Below are 22,877 nucleotides of genomic sequence, written 5' to 3'. Positions count from 1 at the left end.
ATTGATCCCCCCAACCCCCCTTAAATAGAGCTGATCAAAGTTTTAAATTGCTTCTGATTTCAATATTATCTGGTTCTATTAACAGCGCACACCGATAATATTTTTCCGCCTGATCAGTTAATTCTTGTTCTTCTAACAGTGTACCTAATGCTTGATAAGTTGCAGCCGAAGAACGATTAATAGCCAGGGCTTGCAAATAAGCTGGAATAGCATTTTCTACATCATCTAATTTTTGATAAGCTAAACCTAAATAATAGTAAGCCTGAGCATCATCAGGATGATTTTCCAGATACTGTTGATAATAATTAATAGCATCAGCAGGTTCTAAATCAACAGGAAAAGCAGAATTAATAGGAGAATTTTGGCTGTTAGCTGCTGTAGATTCTTGTTGAATATAAATTTGCCACATTTGGCGATAAGCTACTTCTAAACTGCTGGCCATGTTTTTCACATCCAACAGAGGAGAAGAAGAAAGTCTTTCCCGCATCGTTGAACGTAAAGATTGCAGATAATCTGGATTTTGGGCTAATTCTACTGCCTTCTGCACATACTCTACACCACTATGGGTAATGAAATCATCTAAACCAATACCATGCAAAATACTGGCACTCATCCTTTCCATTTTCCGAGTACCTGCTAAAGTCACCGTCGGTACTCCCATCCATAAAGCTTCACAAGTTGTAGTACATCCTGTATAGGGTATACTATCCAAATGTAAATCAACTTGATTATAAAGATTTAGGTGGTCTTCATCCGTAGCATATCCACCATATAAAAAGATACGTTTCGGATCTATACCCTGTTCTACAAAAGGAGTTTGAATTTTTTCCGCCACCAAAGGACTAAATACATCAGAACTGTTGCATTTTAACACCAAGCGAGAGTTAGGAACTGCTTTGAGAATTTCAATCCACAAAGCAAAAGTTTCTGGTGTGAGTTTACGTAAATTATTAAAAGATGCAAAAGTGAAAACACCCGTTTTTCCATAAGGAAGTTCAGTCATTTCAGGTGCATCTTTCAGAGGTTCATAACTAACATAACAACGAGGTAAACGCCAGATAGTTTCGCTGGTTTTTTCCTGGGTATCATGGGGATGGAGAACTTGATCAGTAATCCAATAGTCAATGCTTGATAAACCAGTGGTAGCAAAATAACCTAAATAAGTTGCTTGAATCGGTGCAGGTTTCATCCCCAAAACCATCATCCGATTGTTTGCTGTATGTCCAGCCAAATCAATTAAAATATCTATGCGATCTGTTTGAATTAACTCCGCTACCTGCAAATCAGAAAGACCAACTGTAGAACGCCAAGCATCACAAATATCTATAATTTCATCGGTGATTGCATCAGGATAATTCACTTCTCCATAGCAGAAAACCTCAAACTGGGTACGATCATGGTGTTGGAGGACAGGTTTAATAAATGCACTGACTGAATGTCTACGGAAATCAGGGGAAATATAACCAATGCGTAAACGACGGTTGGGAGTTTTATCATTTCTATGGTTTGTCAGATTTGGCAACCATTGATTAACTACTTGTTGCTGATACCACAATTGAGCAGAATCTAATATTTGTTGGGGTGTAAAACTGGTGAGGGAACTTAAATTAAACAGAAAACAAGAATGAAGTTTAGGATTATTGGGATTAATTTTTAATGCTTCATTTAATAGATTAATGCACTCTGACAATTTTCCTTGTTCACCAGCAATCAAACCTAAAAGTTCATAAGTTTCAGCATAATTAGGATCTATTTCCAGGATCTTTTGGAAACATTCTTGAGCTAAATCAATTTGTCCGGTTTTATAATAAACATAACCTAAATTTTTGAGCGCATCAATATAATTAGGATCAATGTTTAAAGCTTGGCGATAAGCTGATATAGATTCTGAATAGTGTTTTTGATTTTGTAAAACACAACCAATATTATAATGACCCAAAACACAATCTGGATCTAAATCTATTACAGATTGAAAACATTGTTTAGCTTGTTCCAATTTGCCTTCACTCACCAATATTGCACCAGTGTCGTTAATTTCTTCTGTCAGTTGAGGTAACAGTTCTAACTCTTTCTCAGTTAGAAGATTTTGAATAAAATCCGCACCTTCTCCTTTGTGCCAAAGTAAAGCTAAATTGAATTTAGCACCTTGATGTTCCGGTTCTAGTTGCAAGACTTGGGAAAATTTATCTATCCCTTGGCTAAAATCCTTTTGACGTTTAAAAATCAATCCTAAACGATAGTGAGCTTTAGTATAATGGGGATTAATGGTAATAGCATGAGTATAATTATCAATAGCTTTTTCCCACTCATCCTGTTCTTCATAAATAAAGCCCAAATTATAGTGAGATTTTGCTAACTGAGGTTGAATACTCAGAGCGCGTAAATACCATTTTTCCGATGCTTGTAAGTCATTTTTGATTAAGACTGTTCCTAGCAAATGACAAACTTCCGCCGCTTCCTGCAAACACTCCCTTGCAGTTAATGTGGTAACAAGATGTTTATCAATAGATTCATAAAACTGTTCCCGCAGTTCGGTCTTCAAATTGCGAATTTGACTGACAATTTTATCAATTTGTATGATTAAAGATTCTAATTGAATTGATTGTAAATGTTGTTCTAATCTTTGAGATAAACTAGACTCTGTTTCATAATCAAATTTCAGTAATAATGGACTGAGTAAGGTTTCAATTAGTAAGCATTGTTGAGAATCAAGAATTTTTTGCCATTCCTCTGCATTCTGTTTCTCTATAGGATGCTGTTTTAATAATTGTGCAATCTCAATTTCCGTTAAGTCAATTTCTAAACCTGTTGCTAAACGGGCAATTTCTAAATGTGGTTGTGTAATTAAGTTTTCCTGAGAAATTAATAAAGTTTTATTGACATCATTACAGTATTTTTCTAGGCATTGTTGCCAAAGATGAAGGAAATGAGATTCAAAAGTTTCTTTCTTTTTAGGAGTATGAATAGCAGCAGCTAGAATTTGACGAGGGTCTTGATATAGATAAATACTCTTAGCTTGACCTTGATTGATTTTTGCTACTGCTGAATCAGAAAGAATTTGATATTGGATCAGTGTTGTTCGTGTTGGTTCTCCTATGATTTTAAAATAAGCGTCAATTTCCGCCGCAGTATTACAAGCAGTCCCTTGAATATTTATTTTACCAGTCTGAGTGAGCAGGGCTTGACAAAGGTTGTAAGATAGACTTCTCAAATCATTACTAATTCCACCGCAAAAAATCATCATAGATACAAAACCAGTCCTGTAGTTTGCAAACAATCAGTTAAAAACAATCAGTTAAAAACAATCAGTTAAAAACAATCAGTTAAAAAACAATCAGTTAAAATTGTTGATTGTCTAAATTATCAAGTTGGTAAGATGTCAAGTTTTCCAGTTGCACTTGTTCCAGTGCTTGTTGGTCTTCGTTGTTCAAAACAATTCTAGCACTCAGTTGAGGTAACAGAGATTCCCACTGCATAGGCGATAATTTACCGACTAGGGAAATTTCTAATCCTGCTGTTTCTTCCTCATCTTGGTTACACAAATTATCCATGAAAGCTTGTGTAAACTGGCTAGGAAAATTGCTGGCGTTGATAAGTAAAGTAATATTGTCACTATCAGGATGTTCTTCTAAAGCTGTAATGACGTTGATCAAGTCTTGATAAATAGATTGTTCTGATTGTGTGGGTTCTGGGAAGATGATTAAGTTAATATCTCTCAGACGTAGGTTTTGTTTAAGGCTTTCTGTTAAGAGAATAGATAGTTGATAATTTAAACTTTCAACTTCACATGATTGCAATTGATTTATTGGCAATTGTTCTAGTGTTTGTTGATCTTCCTGTGTTAAAACAATTCTAGCAGTCAGTTGAGGTAACAGAGATTCCCACTGCATAGGCGATAATTTACCGACTAGGGAAATTTCTAATCCTGCTGTTTCTTCCTCATCTTGGTTACACAAATTATCCATGAATGCTTGTGTAAATTGGCTAGGAAAATTACTGGCGTTGATGAGTAAGGTAATATTGTCACTATGAGGATGATCTTCTAAAGCGGTAATGACGTTGATCAAGTCTTGATAAATAGACTGTTCTGATTGTGTGGGATCGGGGAAGATGATTAAGTTAATATCTCTGAGTTTTAATGACAAGAGAGTTGCATTTATCAATGCTGAACTTACTTTGTCTGCCATTTTTGTCCAGGAAAACTTTTGCGCCTGGGCTAAACCTGCTGTAATTAATGATGTGCGTAAATTATGATTCTGCACTGAAGTTAAAGCATTGGCCATTGCATCCACATCATTCTCCTTGACATATATAGCGGCTTCTCCCGCTACTTCTGGCATTGAACTATTATGACAAGTAATTACAGGACAACCACAAGCCATTGCTTCTACTATGGGCATTCCAAAACCTTCATATTTAGAAGGATAAACTAGAGCTACTGCACCAGAGTAAGCTATTGCTAATTCTTCATCACTGAGTCGTAATTGATGTACAGCACTGCCAGAGGTATAATCTCTCAATTCTGGTGGAAACACTCCACCAAAACCAGTAAAAATAATATCAAATTCGTAGCTGTTGGGGAGTTTTGAGAAAGCTTTTAAGAATAAAATCGGATTCTTGTAATCAGCTAAATTATCTGTTAATAAAAAGTATGGTTTATTGATGCCATATCTATGTTTAAATGTATTGATTTGTAGTGGGTTGGCTGGTGTAAAAGCATTGCTAACGCCACAATGGGCAACAGTAATAGATTGTACAGCTATATTTGGAAAATATTTAGACAAATCACGGGCTGTATTTTGGGAAATGGCTATATATGCAGATGCGTGTTTTATAGCGTGATGTTTTTCTCTCCACACGGGATCATTCAAATCTGTTCCCATTACTTCTGGTATCATGTCATAAGCCATGAATACAGATGGTGTTGTAATTGGCGTGGTGTAGTATGAAGAAATAAATAAGTCTGCTCCTTCTTCATTGCAAATTTGCTGGAGCATCTGTTTATCTGCTGCTGTATTGTTGTAATCGTAAGGGGGAATGGTACGATAACGAATACCATTGATTTTAGGTGCAGTATTAGCACGATCTAAGACTAAAATATGATTAGCAAATTCAGTATTTGCCCATTCTTGTAGCAGGGATCTCCAGACTCTAGCAATTCCTCTTTTAAGTAGTTGGAAGAATACACCATCAATTAAAATATTGCGAAGCGGTAAGTTTTTGCTTGTTTCTTTAGCTAACTCATATATTTTTATAGTTTCTTCAATATATTTATCCCAACTAAATTTTTGAGCTTGTTGAACAGATTTCCTAGCTAGATTTTCTCTATATTCGGGGTCAGAATATAATTTAAATATGGCATCACAAAGCCCTTTTTCATCATGTGGATCAAGCATAACTCCCGCATCACCCACCACTTCAGGTAAAGAGGAAGTGTTAGAAGTAATCACAGGAGTTCCACATTGCATCGCTTCTAGTGGTGGTAAGCCAAATCCTTCATATAAAGATACATATAAGAATGCTAATGCACCAGAATACAAAGGAGCTAAATGTTCATCAGGAACATACCCAGTAACAATAATTCGATTTAGTAATTCTTGATTTCTGTCTATTTCTGCAAAAATTTCTTCATATTGCCATCCTTTTGCACCTACTAATACTAGATTAAGATCATTAATGTGTTGTTCCTTAATTAATTTCAAAAAACATCGTATAACATGAGCTATATTTTTTCTGGGTTCTAAAGTTGATAGACTTAAAAGATAGAGTTGATCTGGTATATTGTATTTTTCTTTACTTTTAATGATTAATTTCTGATTATTGCAAGGATAGAATTTGTTGTTGTCAGCCGCTAAATATGTTACGAATAATTGTTCTTGGTTAATATTTGTTCTATAATTAGAGATATCTTGTTTTGTGGATTTGGAAATACAACAAACTAAGTCATTTCTACCTATACTATCAATAGTATTTTTAATAATATGCTCTGAATTATGATTTGGAAAAATAATAGGAATTAAATCATAAACTGTGATGATTCTAGTTGCAGAATAAATATTACTAGGTAAGGGATAATAAGTAGAGTGATAGACATCTATATCTTGATATTGTAAATCTGATAACTGAAATAAATAAATATTTCCATCTGATAAATTTTCATTGATATAATTTTGACAAGCATCAAATAATTCAGGTATACTTGTACATAAATAAACTTGGCAATTAGATGATTTTAGCAAGCCCTTTAAAAGATATTCAGTAACTCTAAAAACTCCTGTTTTAGCTGTTTCTAAAATAGTACCTAAACCCAATACAGAAATATCTAGTGCTATTTTTATTTTTCGGTTATTTTTCAGGTCTGAACTTAATTTTAAGCTTTGTTTTAAATGAGAATTAAAAACAGGTAAAATTAATTGATCTAATTTAGGCAATAGGCTTTGAGTTAATTTAGCAGCTTGAGCTACATTAGAAACCCCAATTTCTTCACAATTAATTACCATAAAATTTGGTATTCCCTGCTCATTCTTATAAATACCTTGTAATGAAGGAGGATCTTCTTGCATTCTTGGTGGTATATTAAGTTCCGTTAAAGAAATATTATGTTTTTTTGCTAAACTTTCTATCTCTCTAAATACCTGTTCATAACTGCTCGGATCTCTATTGATTTGTGATGCCATTACTTGCAATAAATTATGTATTTTTAACTTGAATTTATTGTTCTCAGGGAAAAATAATTCATGTACATCAATTGCAGTAGTTGCCACACAAATTTCTATACTCTGAGACGGAATTAATGAAGGATGAAAAGATTTATTCTCCTCAAATCCACCTTCTTTAAAGGTAAAGCTTCTAACTTGTGAATGTTTGCTTAAGTATGCAGTTGATGTACCAGAACTCTTTGGTGAAATTCCGGCAATTGAAATAGGCCTGTACGTGTATATGTATTTAGGTACGATATGAGCATTTACGATTCCAGAATAAACATCACCAGCAGGAGTGCTTCTGGTTATGTATTTACCTGATGAAATTTCTTTAATTTTCTCTATAATCTTTCTGCTGACAAAAGAATTATAGATCATTGGTAAATTTTCAAAATATAAGTTTTCGTAAAATTGTTCTAATATAGTTTGAGAATCATGCAGAAATGTTTGACCCAATATAGGCAAAAAGTGAATAAAAAGCCTTTGAGAGTTCCATGTTATTTCCTCGTTTGGCCACCAATATTGAGGACGATGCCATGAAACAATATCACAAGAAAATTCTTGCAATAATTTATAAGCATACTCTATGCCATCAGGAACTAAACCATCGTCATCTCCTAAAACAAATATATAGTCTCCATTAGCTTTAGATATACCTAATTCCCAGTTATCCCATATCCATAATCTTGTATCTGATCGGAAATATTTTATCCGACTATCATTAAAGTGATGAACTGCATTGTAGGTTTCTTCACTACTACAATTATCCATGATAATCAATTCAAAATTAGAATAGCTCTGTTCTAGAACACTTTGGATAGAGTAAAAAAGAGTTTGATGTCTTTCTCTGGTGGGTATAACTATTGAAAATAAAGGTTTATTCATGTTATTCACTAATTCCTCCTGAAAAATTTTATTTTTGTTTAGTTCTGTTTTTCTGAAACCGACTTATATCAAATATTACCGACTCTTTTAGCTATCTCCTTGATAATAGATTCTAGGTTTAATCCCATTAAATCTCTAATTTCTTTTTGACTATAAGCATCGGAAACTATTTTATCTTTTGTGCCTTGGATTATTAAAATAGATTGTCTGTTTGGTAAAGCAGCCATAATTTCCGCTATAGACCCACCTAATCCTCCTTTAGTTGTTCCTTCTTCTAAAGTAATAATTAAGGTAAACTGAGAGGCTGCAAGAATAACACTTTCTTCATCTATTGGAGAAATAAAAGGACAACTCCAAACGGCAATTTTTAAGTTATGATTGAGTGCTTGTTGTGACGTAGATATGGCTATCGGTAACATTCCTCCTGTACTAATCAATAAAGCATCTTTCCCAGTTTGCACGGGAATCATTTTCCCAATGTTAAATTCTGGTGGCGTTAGATGTACTATAGGTTCTCCAGCTTTGCCTAATCGCATATAACATGGACTGTCTAAGTTTAACATAGCTCTGGTTGCTAACTCCGTTTCTAGGGGATCTCCAGGAGCAATGACTGTCATATTTGGTAAAGTCCTTAAAATAGCTATATCTTCAATGCCATGATGTGTGTAGCCATGAGAACCATAAGTAAAACCTGCACCAACAGAAACTATTTTTACATTAGCATTGTGATAACAGATATCATTGCGGATTTGTTCTAAACAACGCAAAGTAGGGAAATTAGCAATGGAGTAAATAAATACTACTTTTCCTGATAATGCCAACCCAGTAGCAATACCAATCATATTTTGTTCGGCTACGCCGACATTAACAAAGCGTTCAGGAAAATTTTGAGCAAAACTTTCCAAGACTGAATAACCCAAATCTCCACAGAGTAACCAAATACGCTCATCAGTCTTGGCTAATTCGCATAAAGTTTTAATAAAAGCTGTTCTCATATTTTTAGTTCTAATTCTGCAATAGCCTGGGTTAATTGTTCAGCGTTAGGAGATTTATAATGCCACGCTAGTTGATTTTCCATAAAGCTGATGCCTTTACCTTTAATAGTATGAGCAATAATTATACTAGGAATTCCTTTCGTAAAAGGGATTTGTTTCAAGGTATCGGTTATTTGTTGATGATTATGTCCATCTATTTCCTTAACTGACCATCGAAAAGCCTCAAACTTTGCTTTTAAAGGTTCTAAATCTAAAACTTCTTTAACTGTGCCAAAACTCTGGATTTTATTATAGTCAATAATTGCTACTAAATTATCTAATTGATGATGAGGAGCAAATAAGAATGATTCCCAGTTTGAACCTTCATCTAATTCCCCATCACTTAATAAAACAAATACACGATGGGACTTATTATCTCTTTTTCCCGCTAAAGCTATACCACAACCAATAGGTAAACCATGACCTAAAGATCCTGTAGATACTTCTACTCCAGGGACATAATGACTAACATGACCTGTTAGTTTTGAGCCATTTTGGGAATAATCATCTAACCATTGAGAGGGAAAGAACCCTTTTTCAGCTAGGGTAGCGTACAAAATAGCTGCGCCATGTCCTTTACTGAGAATAAAGCGATCGCGCTCCTGCCATTGTGGATTATTAGGATCAATGTTGAGAATTTCTCCATAGAGAACAGCCAATATATCTGCCATACTCAAACAGCTACCAATGTGGGAAGCATTGGCTTTATGTACCATTTTTAATGTCTGTAAACGCAATTTTCGCGCCAGATTAATTGTATGTACCATATCTTTATATGTTTTAATTTCAGCGAAAAATATCTTTAATACTTTTACAGATATAATTTACTTGTTCCTGCTGTAAACACACTCCACTAGGTAAATTAACCCCCTGATTACCAACTCTTACAGCAGTAGGTTGAGGATCTTGTTTTTGCAACCAAAAAGGATACTGACTAATAGCCGGAAACACGGGACGAGTATCAATATTCCTTTTTTTTAATTCTTCTCTAAATTTATCTCTACTAATATCGGCATTTTCATCTATATAAATACTGCTCATCCAATATATACTTCTTGCCCAGTCAGTTTCATAATTTAATCTGACTTGTGATACGTCTTGCAAGCCTTCTGCATACCAAGAAAAAATTCTTCTTTTGGCTTCAATTAATTGATCAATTCTTTCAAGTTGACCTAAACCAAAAGCGGCCTGCATATTAGACATCCGATATTTATATCCATTCTGCGTTACCCAAAAAGTACCGGGTAAACAACCTTGATTCCAAATAGCCCAAGCTTTTTTATATAATTCTTCATTATTTGTTACCAGTATTCCTCCTTCTCCTGTTACTAATAATTTTGCTCCCTGAAAACTAAAGGCTGCAAAATCTCCAAAAGTGGCGACTTTTTGCCCTAAACATTCTGCTCCAAGTGCTGGTGCAGCATCTTCAATTACATATAAATTATATTTTCTAGCTATTTCTATAATTTTATCCATTCTAGCTGGATGCCCATATAAATGAACTGGCATCACTGCTTTAGTTTTTTCTGTAATTGCTGCTTCAAATGAAGCCGGATCTAAACACCAACTATCAGCCTCAATATCTGCAAAAACAGGAGTTGCTCCTACATAAACCACAGCATTTGCTGTAGCTACCCAAGTTATATCAGGTACAATTACTTCATCTCCTGGACCTATCCCTAATGTCACTAAAGCTAAGTGCATAGCACAGGTACAACTGTTAGTTGTTAGCGCGTGATTTACTCCTAAATATTGAGCAAAACTTTGCTCAAATTTGTTAATATAGTCTCGGTGTTTAAAATTCCAGCCATTACGCGCAGCATCCATGACATAACTCATTTCTTTTGCTGACACTGATGGACCTGCTGTTAAAATCATTTGGGTTTTATCTACGCTTTGATTAGGTTTATAAATCATGCGTAAAAAATGTTGATCAGGTGTTAATCTATCATTCTCTGACATTTGCTGATAGACTTTAGTATTTTGAGTCTGATGAAGTCTCAATGGAATTAATTTATCAGTTTTAAATCCTAATTTATTATAAAAATTAACTGCTCTTTCATTATCACTGAATACTCTTAATGAAATAGTCTCAACACTTAATGTTTCTTGCGCCCATTTAATTAAAGTTATTACGGCGCTACTAATAATCCCCGGATAGATATTTTTTATCCCTCTTAAAACATTATCTAACTCAATTTCACAATAATCATTAATTGCATTAGCAAATCCCAGATGACCTATATTTTGACCATGTTGATCTAAAATCAGAAATAATATTCTATCTTCTACCTGTAATAACTTCTCATCAAGCCATTTTTTTGTACCTTCTATCGTGACTGGAAACTGACTAGGATAGGCGAAAGTATTTTCTGTTCTCCATTGAGATAGTTGATTGATTAATCTTTCATCATTTTTATGCAGTTCACAAATAGGAACCAAAAAACCTTCTGCTTCCAATAAAGGAATATTTTTAGATAATAAATCATCAAACCTTCTAGTTTGTTTCAGAAACTGAAAAGTATCTTTAATTGTTTTTTTATAAATTTCTATTTTGCGAGTATCTGTTTTTTTGATTGACATAAGAGTTTTAACCTTCTTATAGAGTTTATAAATCATTATTCCCTTATTACCTTTTCCCTAAAAATAGAAAAAACCTGTAACTCACTAGCTTGGCAAATGCTATATACACACAATAAACTTATGTTATGTATTAGCAAACCAATGATCATCTAAAATTTTTTCCAGAGTAGCGATCGCTTCTTCAGGAAAAGTATTTAAGGGAAGTTGAGAATGTTGACTAGCTAATTCTCTTCCATCATTGTAACATAAGTCTAACTTCATCTCTAAGTGACTTTTTAAACTAGGACTATCTGCTAATAATCTTTTAATTTGCTTGCGAAAATTAGTTATCTCTCTTTGCCAATGTCCTCTATTTCTTTCATTTTCCCCTTCCCAATATTGTAAAATTAGTAAATGTTCAATCAATCTCATTAACAAACTTTCTATTTTTCGTTTATCCCTTTTACTCAAATCTAAAACTTCCTCAATTAAATTATCCCAATCTAAAGAATCTAAATCTCGATTTTCTAACTGTTTAACTGTCTCTAATACCCAAAGATTATAGTCGGCATCATATAAATTTTTAATTTTGTTTTTTAACTCTGCTCTCATATTTTTCTCCTTGATAGTTAATTATACGTTATCAGTATCATTATTTGTCCTAACTACATTTTAAACATAATCTAACTTTTCATTTAACTTACTTTTTAATTTTGTCATAAGTATCATCTTGACTTATTTAGGGTTTGCTGAATAAACCTAAAACCTTGATATATCAAAGGTTAGAGGCTGATAAACACAGAAATTAGTGCAAGGGTTTTGAAGGGTATACCGGAAAAAGTGTGCATTTTTTGGGATTTCAAGAGATGGCAAAGAAATTTTCAAATCTCCTCCTGACTCCTGACTCCTGACTCCTGACTCCTATGCCCTCACGGAAAGACTTTCTCAGCAACCCCTATTTAACCTTAGTTAAAGATTAACATAATTTTCTCTGCTTTGAAAAAACTTTCGTATTTGGGTAGTCATAAAACTTAACTTTTCTTGATCAAGTCCTGGATATACTCCAACCCAAAAACTATGATTCATCACATAATCAGTATTTTTCAATTCCCCCACTACTCTATATTTTAAGTCTTTATATGCTGGTTGTCTAATTAAATTACCTCCAAACAATAACCTAGTAGTAATTTTATTCTCTTCTAAATATTTTACCAACTCATAACGATTAAACCCAACATTTTCTTTGACTGAAATCAAAAATCCAAACCAACTTGGTTCTGAGTTTGGTGTAGGTTCTGGTAAAATTAATACATTTTGTAAATCCGATAATTGTTGGTAGAGAAAATTAAAGTTCTCCCGTCTTTTTTCGATAAATTGGGGTAATTTTAGGAGTTGAGCTAATCCTACAGATGCTTGCATATCGGTCATTTTTAAATTATACCCAACATGGGAATAAGTATATTTGTGATCATAGCCAAAGGGTAGTTCCCCTAATTGCCATGCAAACCTTTTACCACAGGTATTATCTACTCCTGGAACACACCAACAACTTCTACCCCAATCTCGAAAAGATTCTACAATTTTTTTGAGTTTTGTATCATTAGTTAATACTGCTCCCCCTTCTCCCATCGTAATATGATGCGCCGGGTAAAAACTAACTGTGGCTATATGTCCAAATGTTCCGGTTTTTTGCCCTTGATAAAGGCTTCCCAAAGCATCACAGTTATCTTCTATTAACCATAAATCATGTTTTTGGGCAAATTCAACAATTTCCTTTAAATTGAAAGGATTGCCTAATGTATGAGCAATCATTATTCCGCGAGTACGCTTAGACAATGCTGCTTCTAATTGATTTATATCTATGTTATAATAGGGTAATTCTATATCTAAAAATACAGGTACTAATTGATTTTGAAATATAGGATTAACTGTAGTAGAAAATCCCGCAGCTACTGTAATTATTTCATCTCCTGGCTTTAGTCGTTTTTCTCCTAATTCGGTCGAAGTTAAAGCGGTTAATGCTAAGAGGTTAGCTGATGAACCTGAATTAACTAATAAGCAATGTTTAACTCCTAACCAGTGAGCAAATTTTTCTTCAAATTCGGCAGCAAAACGTCCTGTTGTTAACCAAAAATCAAGGGAAGAATCTACTAAATATTGCAGTTCTGTTTGATCAAATACTTTTCCCGATACTGCTATAGGTGTTTCTCCAGGAATAAATTCTTTTTGCGGAAATGCCTCTGTGTAATATTCTGCTACCAAGTGAATAATTTTTTCTCGTAACTCTTGTTTTTTTTGATTCATGATTATTTTAATAACTCCTGATACCAGTTAATTGTTTTCTCTAATCCTGTCTCTAAATCAAATAAAGGATACCAATTCAAGATTTTTCTGGCTTTTTGACTAGATAAATATTGATGGGTAATTTCATGACTAGCATGATTTAAAATTTGGGGTTGCAAATTTGAACCCATTAATTTTAGGATTTTTTCTACTAATTCTAAAACTGTGAGTTTGATTTCCAAGGAAAAATTAAATGCTTCGCCAATTAAATCAGGTTGCTGTGATAAGGATTCTGCTAATAACATATAAGCTCTAGCACCATCTTCTACATATAAATAATCTCTCACAAATAAACCATTAGACCTGATGAGTGGAGGTTCTCCGTTCAATATAGATTGAATAGTTCCGGGGACAATACGACTCCAGTTTAAATCACCCCCACCATAAAAGTTACCACAACGAGCGATCGCTACTGGTAAATTATAAGTATTAGCGTAAGCTTGAGTAATTAAATCAGCACAAGATTTACTAACATCGTAAGGATGTGTACCTTGCAAGGGAGTTTTTTCATCATAGGGTAATTGTGTCTGTTGTCCATAGGCTTTATCTGATGATGCTACTACAATTTGTTTAACTGTACAACTATAACGGCAAGCTTCCAATAAACGCCAAGTACCAGCAATATTAGTTTCAAAAGTAGAAATAGGATTACGGTTGGCTACTCCGACAACGGTTTGAGCAGCTAAATGAATAACTGTATCAATTTCATACTCTTCTAAAATTCTTTGGATCAGACATTGATCAACAATATCACCTCTAACAACCTTAACTTTTTCTAATACTCCACTTTGTACTAAAAAACTTTGAGGAATCCAGTCTCTGACTAAACAAACTATATCCGCACCAGCATTTAGTAAATATTGAACTAACCAACCTCCTAGCAATCCTGTTCCACCTGTAATAAAAACTGGTCTATTTTGCCAAAAATTAGAAGTATTAGTCATAAATTAATTCCATATTTTCCAAGGGGGTTTACCACTATCCCATAAATCTTTTAATCTGTATTTGTCTCTTAAAGTATCCATACACTGCCAGAAATCATAATGACGATAAGCAGCTAATTGTCCTTCATGAGATAATTTTTCTAAGAGAGCAACTTCTAATGCTTCATCATCTCCTTTTAAATAGTCAAAAATTTCTGGTTCAAATACTAGAAAACCACCATTAATCCAACCTTCTCCAGCTTGGGGTTTTTCGGTAAATTCATCTATTAAATCACCTTTAAATTTTAAACTACCAAAACGAGCAGGAGGACGAACAGCAGTTACAGTTGCCAAACATTTGTGAGATTTATGAAATTCTAATAACTCCTTAATGTTTATATTACCCACTCCATCCCCATAAGTTACCATAAAATTTTCATTATTTAACCAAGGCTGTAATCTTTTGACTCTACCTGCTGTCATGGTTTCTAAACCTGTGTCCATCAGGTGGATAGTCCAATCCTCAGCAGTGTTATTATGAACATCTACATGACCATCCCGTAAATTAATGGTCATACTTGAATTAAGATTGTAATATTCTAAAAAATAACGTTTAATATAGTCGCCTTTGTAACCTAAAGCGATATAAAAATCTTTAAATCCATAATGAGCATAGATTTTCATGATATGCCAAAGAATGGGGCGATCGCCTATTTCCACCATTGGTTTTGGTATAATTTCTGTCTCTTCCGCCAGACGAGTTCCCAACCCTCCAGCTAAAATTACAACTTTCATTTTTTTCTCTTTAACCGATAAACTGTATAACCCTACATAGACTATATAGATAGCGTTTGGGTTTAAATTTCGGAAAAATTACTTGAGTGTAAACAAATACTTTTAAGAAACATTACCAATTACCTATTTAGCAAGTTGATTATTTTCCTGTGTTTTTTTTCTTCACTTCAGCCAGCACAGTTTTATAATCCTGCCGATCAGGATACAACTGAACCAGTCTCTCTATCAGTGCGATCGCTCTTTCATATTCTCCCAACTTTACCCGGATAATAGATAACTTTTCTAATGCTACTTGGTTATTTGGTTCTCGTTGTAAAACTGATTCATAACCCTGTGCCTGTTTTTGCAATTGCGTTGTCACTGACTCAGTAGCGGATTGCTGAGGTTGCTGTTTCGCCGATGATAGTGATGATAATAACGTACTGATACCCCCAAAAGCAATAGAACCGAAAAATAAAACTATGGAAACTATTGTTAAAATTCGTTTACGTTTTTCAATTTGTTTACTACGTTTGGCAAAGTATTCTTTTTCAGAAATGGTCATATATTTTAAGATATTTTAAGAATGGTGATTAACATTAAAATATTCTTAGCCTCACGCCCCGGTTATTTGCTAGTTGTGAAAATTAGTGAAACTGGGCTGATAAAACCTCCCTCATATCAAGAGAGAGGTATTTTCATAAATTGGTTAATTTCCCAACATCATTAATCTAGAGCAGATGAACCACCACTTTGCCATGATTTCACAATGCCGATAATGTCACCAAAACGACGATGAATAATGGCAGCATCAATGGCACGAGCGATCGCCCCTTGAATGGAATTATCTGTATAATTAACAGTTCCAGCATTCAAATTTCCCCTGGTAATTGTCACCTGACTGGAATCATGGCCTACAGCACCATAATGAATTGTTAATGTCAGTTGACCACTAGGACCAATAGAATTTGGCGGAAATACAACTTCTGATGCAAAACTGCTAGTTGTACCATTGGATAAAACGCTCGTCACTGCCGCAGAAACTCTAGATTGGGAATCAAAACCGATAAACTGAGCCTGAGCAGATTTATCTGCAATCAATGAGGTGACAACTGCTCCCCCCACCAATAAAAATTGAACAACAGATATTTTTAACGTCTGCGTAAAGTTGGTGTTCATGGTTGGGACACTCTAGTTGTTGACTATCCCAACCTTTCCCAACTTGTATTTTCCCATCTGGAGAAAAGATCGCAGACATTAACTCAAATTCAGCATAAAATCAGGTCATCCCCCGGTTGACCTACAGGGGATGAAGGATATAGCGCCGTAATTTTCCTGCATTATGTCCCATCAAGGTGGTTGACGATTCCTGCTTTCCCCTTTTAGTAGTAGGAATCGCTAACCTTCCTTAAATTAGTCTAATGCCGCAGAACCGCCACTTTGCCAAGATTTAACGATACCGATAACATCGCCATAACGAGAAGCACTTCGGGCTGCATCAACAGCACGAGCAGTAGCAGCTTCAACTGTTAAAGCAGTACTATAACTTAATGTCGCGGCATTTATATTAGCTGTTGTAATCGCTACATTACTAGGGTCAGTACCGACAGTGGCATAAGTAACACTGACTGTAGCCGCACCAGTTGGTTGAACATCATTTTGGGGAAATACGACTTCCGCAGCAAAGCTGTTAGTGACACCGTTAGATAAAACACTGGTGACAGCAGCAGATACTCTAGACTGGGAATCAGCACCGACGAATTGAGCTTTAGCTGGTTCAGCAGCGATAAATGAACCGGTAACTGCGCCACCTGCTAACAGAGATGCAATAGCAGCAGCTTTCGATGTCTTATTAGATTTAGCCTTCATAATTTGTACACTCCTGGTTTTTTTTACTCAAAAAATCTATGAATCTATCAACTACCAAAACTTTGCCTTATTCTTGATTTAAGAATTGCTTTTTTTTGGGACTTGTGAAATTCAGACACTTCTTCTAACAGGATAAAACCAAGACCTATTTAGTCATAGATCCTGATATACAGCACGTTGCATCTATGTGAAATACAATGCTTGATACTGTACGGAATTGACGTTAGATACTTGGGGGTATTGAGCAAGGATTTACATTTAATACAGTACACTGTTATTTTCACCTTTGTCAACGTGAAAATACTGAAATTTGAACATTTTTTTGATGTAACTTCACTTAAAAAAAACTATAGCATTTCTTAATAATACCGATTAAAAGTATAATCTAATTCTCAGTTTTTTTATCATACCAACTAAGGTTGTGATAGTTCAAATAGCTTGCAAAAGTAAGGTTTTGACGCTTTGAGTAAATAGTTTTAACGAGGATTTATTTAAGTAATTGTTCGTTCAATTGTGTACTTACGTAATATGATTTTTATACTTTATTGATTCCCGTGAAAAAAATCTGTATTTACATCACTATAATAATTGGACAACAAATTGGTATAATTAAAATCAACAACGGTTATTAGCTGTTGTTTTAAAAGTTTTGGATGATGATTTTAGAGACTTGCTGTGATATCCCCTAATTCCCCTTAATTATCTGTGAAAACAAGATCTGGAAGACAAGGAGGTATTCTAGACAAGAAAGATTTTATACGAAAAATGTACTTCGGCTTCGCTCAATACAAGGTCTGTTGAACGTCAGTTTTTATTACTGATCGTACATTATTTTTACGGTTTTCCTTTCTGGTCCACTGTCCTTCTTTGTCCCCCAATTCTTGCCGTCACGACAATGTAAATACTTAGTAAAATACCAACCCTTGTGAGCCTTAATTAGGGGGAAAATAAAGTCAAAATCCCCCTTTTTCAGAGGAGGATCTGAAGATATTAGATACACCATGAGATACTTTTCAAACATCCTCTTTGGCGTAATTTGATTTAATTCGACTTCGCTTAGTACAAATTGCTCAGTATAGGCTTTAACAATCTCAGTAGGGCTTGATGAATAAGAACATGATGAATAAGGAGAAAAGCAAGATATATCAAGGGTTACAGGTTAATAAAGAAACAAATTAGTGCAAGGGTTTTGAAGAATAGATCAAAAAAACTGTGCATTTTGGGGCTGAGAAATCAAAAAATTGGCGGATCACAGATAACTGAAACTGTCACCAGTCACCAGTCACCAGTCACCAGTCACCAGTCACCAGTCACCAGTCACCAGTCACCAGTCACCAGTCACCAGTCACCAGTCACCAGTCACCAGTCACCAGTCACCAGTCACCAGTCACCAGTCTTCACACAAAGACTTTATCAGTAACCCCTCAGTACAAGTCCTGCCCGCAAGAGTTATACAAATTAAATGCAGAATAGTCCATGGAGAGAAAAAACATTTTCTGGAATGCTGGAATTTTCTTGACTTTGTCAACAGTGGCACTGTTACCAATCAAAGCTATTGCCACTGAGGAGGAAAAGGTTAATGAGCTTCCAAATGTTGATTTAGACGAACCAACCCCTACAGAAGAAAATTTGTCGGTAGAAATCTCTACTTACAAAGAGAATAACAATTCTTCGGCACTATCTAACTATGAAACTAAAGTAGTTACTAATGATTACCATAATAAAAATATAGATACACAATATTCTATTAGTTCTGATTTATCTAATTTAAATCTAATTAAACGTGACCTTGTAATACCAGTAAACAATTTACTCGTACAAGCGATTAATAATCAAAATCAAGCACAATTGAATCCACTTGAGCCAAATGTGCCTGTAATTCCCAAAGAATTACCCTCTGTACCTATTCCAGAGGAGACACCGGAAAAGAAACCAGAACAAAAACCAGAACAAAAACCAGAAGATGAATCACAATTAACACCAGAAGAAAATAAAAAAATATTGAGAACCTTGATGCGTAACTTGTTAGATAACAGTGCATCAAGATATCCATTTTTGGTAAATACAAGTGATAAACTAATTATTGATCCTGGAAATTTTCAACATTTAAAATTTGATTTTTATTCTCAATTCAGTTTTGACTTAGATAAATTTACAGCAGGTAATCGTTTCCAGCAAGGAGAATTTAATGATCTTACTATTAAATCAGCGAATATTTCTTATTATCCCGATGATGAACAATTTTATTGGGTATTGGATGGCAACCGAGTAGTGATTGAAACTGAAGGTAGGCATTTCAATGTTGGTTATCAAGGTCGTTCTAATCAACAAAAAATTAGACAAATTGGAAAAGTGTCTACAGTGTTTTGGGGAATGCAATCAGTATTTGGACTTCCTATTGTTCTTCAAGATTTAGTTGGGAATATCAATTTCAATGATGTGAATATTATTAGCGGTGCTGGGGAAATTGTCTTACCACCGGGAGCTAGTTTAGCTGATAATGCCAGTTTTAATTTTAATATAACCCGATCTGATGGTAGTTTTATTCAAAAATTTATTCCCATAAATGATACCCGCAAAGCAACCACAAATGCACTTGAGGGAGGAGGTTCTTTATTTAGTAATTTAGATGCTACCAATGCACCAAAATTTTTACAAGGTTTTCCCACTGTCAATTTACAACCTTTATTAAATAATGGTGTGAAGTTGGAAATTGGCAGTATTATACCCCGGGAAAATTTAGAAGCTGCGGGACTCACATTAGGTGATTTTTTCACTAAAGAGGGATATGCTTTTAACGCTCCGATTAGTTCTTCTCCGGGAATTAAAACTTTACAACTTGATCAAAGTGATAACAATGATATTGTGGCAGTTCTCACCAATCCTTTTTTAACTAGGGAACAAAGAGATTTTCATTATCTTAATTCTTTGATGTGGTATAACTTGGGTCAACAAAATCCTGAAATTGCCACTTTAAATATCATAGAACCTCAAAATCTAGATTGGTATAGATATACTTTAAGTTGGTCACATAACCGAACTTTACTGCACTATGATCCAGAAAAAATTAAATTAAATTATTTAAATGTTTTTGCTAATCCTGGGTTATCTATAACTACAAATCAATGGAAAAATACTGATTTTAATCAAACTAAAAACGCTAGCTTAGGTTTAATATTTGGTAGCGTATTTAATGTTATTAATCCCGGTAATTTGAATGAAACTATTAGTGAAGCTAAAAAGAAATATAATAATTTGCAACCGTTAGCTACTTTAAATACAAAAGCTACATCTCAACAACGTAGACAGATGAACCAACGGTTAAATGATACTCTTAATTATGGAAATACTAATAGCAATCTTTCCCAAGTTTCAGGAAGTTATACTTTTGCTAGTAATATTACTCCAGACAGTTCATTATTATTGCAATTGAGAACAGGTCTTTATAAAAGAAGTGTGCAGTTTATGGAACAAACAATAGAACCTTGGACTCCTGAAACTCCTGTAGTAATAGATTTTGTCCGTCCTATTGATTTGGGTCCAATACTTTATACTGGAGTTAATATCCCCACAAATTTAACTCAAATTAATGCACCGGAAACCTTTGAAGTTACTTTCATTCGTGGTGAAACTTCCGATGGAAAAGTTTTATTTGATCAATCTTATGTATTTAATAATTTAGCTAATCTGTTTACTGCTGTTCCTTTCTTGGGTCCGGGAAGAATTTATGATTCATATTTTGGACGGATAAAACTGAGTACGTTTCGACAAAGAGATATCCAAACATCTTCTTATGCTGGAAATCTTTTTTTACCAGCAGTTGAACTAACAGCGTCTGGAAGTATTAATAATTTTAGTTATGCTTTATCTGCGGGAACATGGTTTAATTTATTTCCCGATTCTGCACCGATGATTGATAATAATTTAGGTAAATTAATTCCTAATATTACAGAGGAAAGTTCCATAGGAGGAATGTTGAAATTTGCAGCTAAGGTTGATTTTACGAATATATTTTATGATGAAAAGAAGCAATGGCACACGATTATAGCTAATTCACCATTTTTTTCATTAAGTTATAACACTAATCATAATAGTTTGAATTTATCTGGTATTTCTTTAGGGCATATATTTCAGTTTGTCAAACCAGATTTTAATATCACTGTTTATCCGGTGTTTAGTTATACCCCACAAATGCTCAATTCTAATGTTAAATCTGGTAACTTTGGCAATATTGGTACTTTTTTTCTATTCAACTTTTCCCATAACGTAGGGTTTAATGTTAATGGTTCTATTTCTTTTGGTAATCCATCTTACTACCAAATTGAAGCTACTTATGATATGATTAGAGATCAAGAAATAGGAACTTTTACTATTGGTCCTTACTATACAAATTATTCTCTGGCTACTGTGAGAGGATTTGAAAGTCAAGCAGAAGATCCTCACAATGGAATGATATTTCGCTATAAAAGTCCTAATTCTGGTTTGGTAATTAATTCTAGGTTAGGTCATAATGATTTTGGTTTTAGAGGGCAATTGAATATGGAATTTAATTTCTAGAAGGATATTAAGAAGTTCAAGAAGTCAGGAGAATGGCTTCGCCACGCTTACTTCGACAGGCTCAGTACAAGTCGCGAACGAGGAGTCAGGAGATCGAGGATATCAAGGAGTTTTTTGTATTTTGAAACGAGGTAAAAACCAACAAAGTCCAAGGTTTTTCTACTCATAACCTGAAACCCTTGGTAGGGACAATTTATGAATTGTCCCTACATCTTTTTCGGAGAGGTCTATTGATGGAAAAATTAATCAAATCAACCAAAAATTAGTCTAAAACTGGTAATGGGAAGGAGAGATTAACAGTGTTGATCAGAGAACCAAGAGAAGGAATGTCAGTTGTGGTGACATTAAAATTGACATCTGCAACAGGAACAATCTTTGTAGAGGGTAAAACTACATTAATAGTAGATACTGTTGTAGTTGCAGGGGGAATAGGAAGATTAGCAGGGGGAATATTAATTGTGGTACTTCCTCTTCCTGTACTAATCTGATTTGAACTACTGTCTTCCTTGATAGCAGAAACAAAGCTAGGGCGTGTATTATTTGCTGTACCATTGACCTCAATAACTGATGGTATTGTGATTTGAGCGGCTTTGGGAACTGGTACAGTAGGTGTAGATGGAGTTACATTGGGAATTGTGACAGTTGGTTTTGGGATGTTAGGTTTTGGGATGTTAATTGATGGTTTAACAACAGAGATATTTGGTGCTGTTATGGTAGGAATATTGATCGTGGGGATAGATTGAGCTTGGGCAGTTTCAGATATGAAAGCTGTGAGTATAAAAGTTAAGATTAAGCCCTTCACTTCAAGATGAGCAATAGGTTTGATTTTGATTGTCTTGATTTTGATTGTCATTGATTTTCATCCTCTATTTCCAGATATTGATTTATTCTCATGTCGATTACCAATTACCAATTACCAATTACCAATTACCAATTACCAATTACCAATTACCAATTACCAATGTTTTTGATGATATCACTCGTCTAGCTTCGTATATTAGAGGTTGTTTGGAAAGTTTTTAAGTTAGCGAAAGTTAGCAAATGATTAACTAGCTAATTTCCCTTGATAAAGGCTTCCCAAAGCATCACAGTTATCTTCTATTAACCATAAATCATGTTTTTGGGCAAATTCAACAATTTCCTTTAAATCCCAGTCACCAGTCCCCAGTCCCCAGTCACCAGTCCCCAGTCCCCAGTCCCCAGTCCCCAGTCCCCAGTCACCAGTCACC

The 22,877-nt window shown here is 34.4% G+C and carries 17 protein-coding genes; 3 read left to right on the top strand and 14 right to left on the bottom strand.

Translation table 11 applies throughout. From position 1 onward, the window contains the following. Positions 1–34 precede the first annotated feature (34 nt). From H6F47_RS16870 to H6F47_RS16815, 12 genes are all read right to left on the bottom strand, one after another. Positions 35–3,244, bottom strand: a complete 3,210-nt coding sequence (locus H6F47_RS16870) for a tetratricopeptide repeat protein (RefSeq protein ID WP_190650157.1) — start codon at positions 3,242–3,244, stop codon at positions 35–37. A 94-nt stretch (positions 3,245–3,338) separates the two neighbouring features. Beyond that, on the bottom strand, positions 3,339–7,586 hold the full coding sequence (locus H6F47_RS16865) for a glycosyltransferase (protein ID WP_190650155.1): 4,248 nt from the start codon (positions 7,584–7,586) through the stop codon (positions 3,339–3,341). Between the two features lie 68 nt (positions 7,587–7,654). Next, positions 7,655–8,581, bottom strand: coding sequence for a transketolase C-terminal domain-containing protein (locus H6F47_RS16860; RefSeq protein ID WP_190650153.1), 927 nt, complete (start codon positions 8,579–8,581; stop codon positions 7,655–7,657). Beyond that, positions 8,578–9,387 (bottom strand): transketolase, encoded by an 810-nt coding sequence (locus H6F47_RS16855; RefSeq protein ID WP_190650151.1) that lies wholly within the window; start codon positions 9,385–9,387, stop codon positions 8,578–8,580. Before H6F47_RS16855 ends, H6F47_RS16860 begins: the two co-directional genes overlap by 4 nt. Before the next feature lie 19 nt (positions 9,388–9,406). Next, complete coding sequence (locus H6F47_RS16850) at positions 9,407–11,203, bottom strand: bifunctional GNAT family N-acetyltransferase/PLP-dependent aspartate aminotransferase family protein (RefSeq protein WP_199291191.1); 1,797 nt, start codon at positions 11,201–11,203, stop codon at positions 9,407–9,409. A gap of 123 nt (positions 11,204–11,326) precedes the next feature. Beyond that, a complete protein-coding gene (locus H6F47_RS16845; protein WP_190650149.1) occupies positions 11,327–11,794 on the bottom strand; it encodes a DUF29 domain-containing protein in 468 nt (155 codons plus the stop codon). Between the two features lie 357 nt (positions 11,795–12,151). Next, positions 12,152–13,486: a lipopolysaccharide biosynthesis protein RfbH gene (gene rfbH, locus H6F47_RS16840; protein ID WP_190650147.1), complete on the bottom strand. Its 1,335-nt coding sequence runs from the start codon at positions 13,484–13,486 to the stop codon at positions 12,152–12,154. Between the two features lie 2 nt (positions 13,487–13,488). After that, positions 13,489–14,469 (bottom strand): NAD-dependent epimerase/dehydratase family protein, encoded by a 981-nt coding sequence (locus tag H6F47_RS16835; RefSeq protein WP_190650145.1) that lies wholly within the window; start codon positions 14,467–14,469, stop codon positions 13,489–13,491. 3 nt (positions 14,470–14,472) lie between these two features. Beyond that, entirely contained in the window at positions 14,473–15,243 is a 771-nt protein-coding gene (gene rfbF / locus H6F47_RS16830) for a glucose-1-phosphate cytidylyltransferase (protein WP_190650143.1), read from the bottom strand. Positions 15,244–15,382: 139 nt separating this feature from the next. Beyond that, positions 15,383–15,787: a tetratricopeptide repeat protein gene (locus H6F47_RS16825; RefSeq protein WP_190650142.1), complete on the bottom strand. Its 405-nt coding sequence runs from the start codon at positions 15,785–15,787 to the stop codon at positions 15,383–15,385. Between the two features lie 161 nt (positions 15,788–15,948). Next, positions 15,949–16,401 carry a TEK-like protein gene (locus H6F47_RS16820; protein WP_137667259.1) on the bottom strand — a complete coding sequence of 151 codons (453 nt, stop codon included), beginning with the start codon at positions 16,399–16,401 and terminating at the stop codon, positions 15,949–15,951. Positions 16,402–16,635: 234 nt separating this feature from the next. Then, a complete protein-coding gene (locus H6F47_RS16815) occupies positions 16,636–17,091 on the bottom strand; it encodes a TEK-like protein (RefSeq protein ID WP_190650140.1) in 456 nt (151 codons plus the stop codon). 1,219 nt (positions 17,092–18,310) lie between these two features. Between H6F47_RS16815 and H6F47_RS16810 the strand changes: the two genes are divergently transcribed. Continuing rightward, positions 18,311–18,511 carry a hypothetical protein gene (locus H6F47_RS16810; protein ID WP_190650138.1) on the top strand — a complete coding sequence of 67 codons (201 nt, stop codon included), beginning with the start codon at positions 18,311–18,313 and terminating at the stop codon, positions 18,509–18,511. Between the two features lie 56 nt (positions 18,512–18,567). After that, positions 18,568–21,648, top strand: a complete 3,081-nt coding sequence (locus H6F47_RS16805) for a hypothetical protein (protein ID WP_190650136.1) — start codon at positions 18,568–18,570, stop codon at positions 21,646–21,648. 262 nt (positions 21,649–21,910) lie between these two features. Here H6F47_RS16805 and H6F47_RS16800 read toward each other — a convergent pair whose 3' ends face one another. Next, positions 21,911–22,501, bottom strand: a complete 591-nt coding sequence (locus tag H6F47_RS16800) for a hypothetical protein (protein ID WP_190650134.1) — start codon at positions 22,499–22,501, stop codon at positions 21,911–21,913. 26 nt (positions 22,502–22,527) lie between these two features. On the opposite strand from H6F47_RS16800, the gene H6F47_RS16795 reads away from it, so the two are divergent. Next, entirely contained in the window at positions 22,528–22,671 is a 144-nt protein-coding gene (locus H6F47_RS16795; RefSeq protein WP_190650166.1) for a hypothetical protein, read from the top strand. A 22-nt stretch (positions 22,672–22,693) separates the two neighbouring features. Here the strand turns inward: H6F47_RS16795 and H6F47_RS16790 are convergent. Next, on the bottom strand, positions 22,694–22,877 hold a 184-nt coding region (locus H6F47_RS16790), incomplete at its 5' end, for a DegT/DnrJ/EryC1/StrS family aminotransferase (RefSeq protein ID WP_190650132.1).

Origin of the sequence: Sphaerospermopsis sp. FACHB-1094 (assembly GCF_014696195.1) — a bacterium.
Classification (GTDB): domain Bacteria; phylum Cyanobacteriota; class Cyanobacteriia; order Cyanobacteriales; family Nostocaceae; genus Sphaerospermopsis; species Sphaerospermopsis kisseleviana.
The sequence above is the reverse complement of the archived record's forward strand: the minus strand, read 5'-3'. Positions and strand labels throughout refer to the sequence as shown.

Excerpts from the sequence above, each read along its gene's own strand:
- H6F47_RS16825 (WP_190650142.1), bottom strand. The coding sequence starts at position 15,787 with ATGACCATTTCTGAAAAAGAATACTTTGCCAAACGTAGTAAACAAATT.
- H6F47_RS16865 (WP_190650155.1), bottom strand. The coding sequence starts at position 7,586 with ATGAATAAACCTTTATTTTCAATAGTTATACCCACCAGAGAAAGACAT.
- H6F47_RS16850 (WP_199291191.1), bottom strand. The coding sequence starts at position 11,203 with ATGTCAATCAAAAAAACAGATACTCGCAAAATAGAAATTTATAAAAAA.
- H6F47_RS16820 (WP_137667259.1), bottom strand. The coding sequence starts at position 16,401 with ATGAACACCAACTTTACGCAGACGTTAAAAATATCTGTTGTTCAATTT.
- H6F47_RS16870 (WP_190650157.1), bottom strand. The coding sequence starts at position 3,244 with ATGATGATTTTTTGCGGTGGAATTAGTAATGATTTGAGAAGTCTATCT.
- rfbH (WP_190650147.1), bottom strand. The coding sequence starts at position 13,486 with ATGAATCAAAAAAAACAAGAGTTACGAGAAAAAATTATTCACTTGGTA.
- rfbF (WP_190650143.1), bottom strand. The coding sequence starts at position 15,243 with ATGAAAGTTGTAATTTTAGCTGGAGGGTTGGGAACTCGTCTGGCGGAA.
- H6F47_RS16805 (WP_190650136.1), top strand. The coding sequence starts at position 18,568 with ATGGAGAGAAAAAACATTTTCTGGAATGCTGGAATTTTCTTGACTTTG.
- H6F47_RS16845 (WP_190650149.1), bottom strand. The coding sequence starts at position 11,794 with ATGAGAGCAGAGTTAAAAAACAAAATTAAAAATTTATATGATGCCGAC.
- H6F47_RS16855 (WP_190650151.1), bottom strand. The coding sequence starts at position 9,387 with ATGGTACATACAATTAATCTGGCGCGAAAATTGCGTTTACAGACATTA.
- H6F47_RS16815 (WP_190650140.1), bottom strand. The coding sequence starts at position 17,091 with ATGAAGGCTAAATCTAATAAGACATCGAAAGCTGCTGCTATTGCATCT.
- H6F47_RS16835 (WP_190650145.1), bottom strand. The coding sequence starts at position 14,469 with ATGACTAATACTTCTAATTTTTGGCAAAATAGACCAGTTTTTATTACA.
- H6F47_RS16800 (WP_190650134.1), bottom strand. The coding sequence starts at position 22,501 with ATGACAATCAAAATCAAGACAATCAAAATCAAACCTATTGCTCATCTT.
- H6F47_RS16860 (WP_190650153.1), bottom strand. The coding sequence starts at position 8,581 with ATGAGAACAGCTTTTATTAAAACTTTATGCGAATTAGCCAAGACTGAT.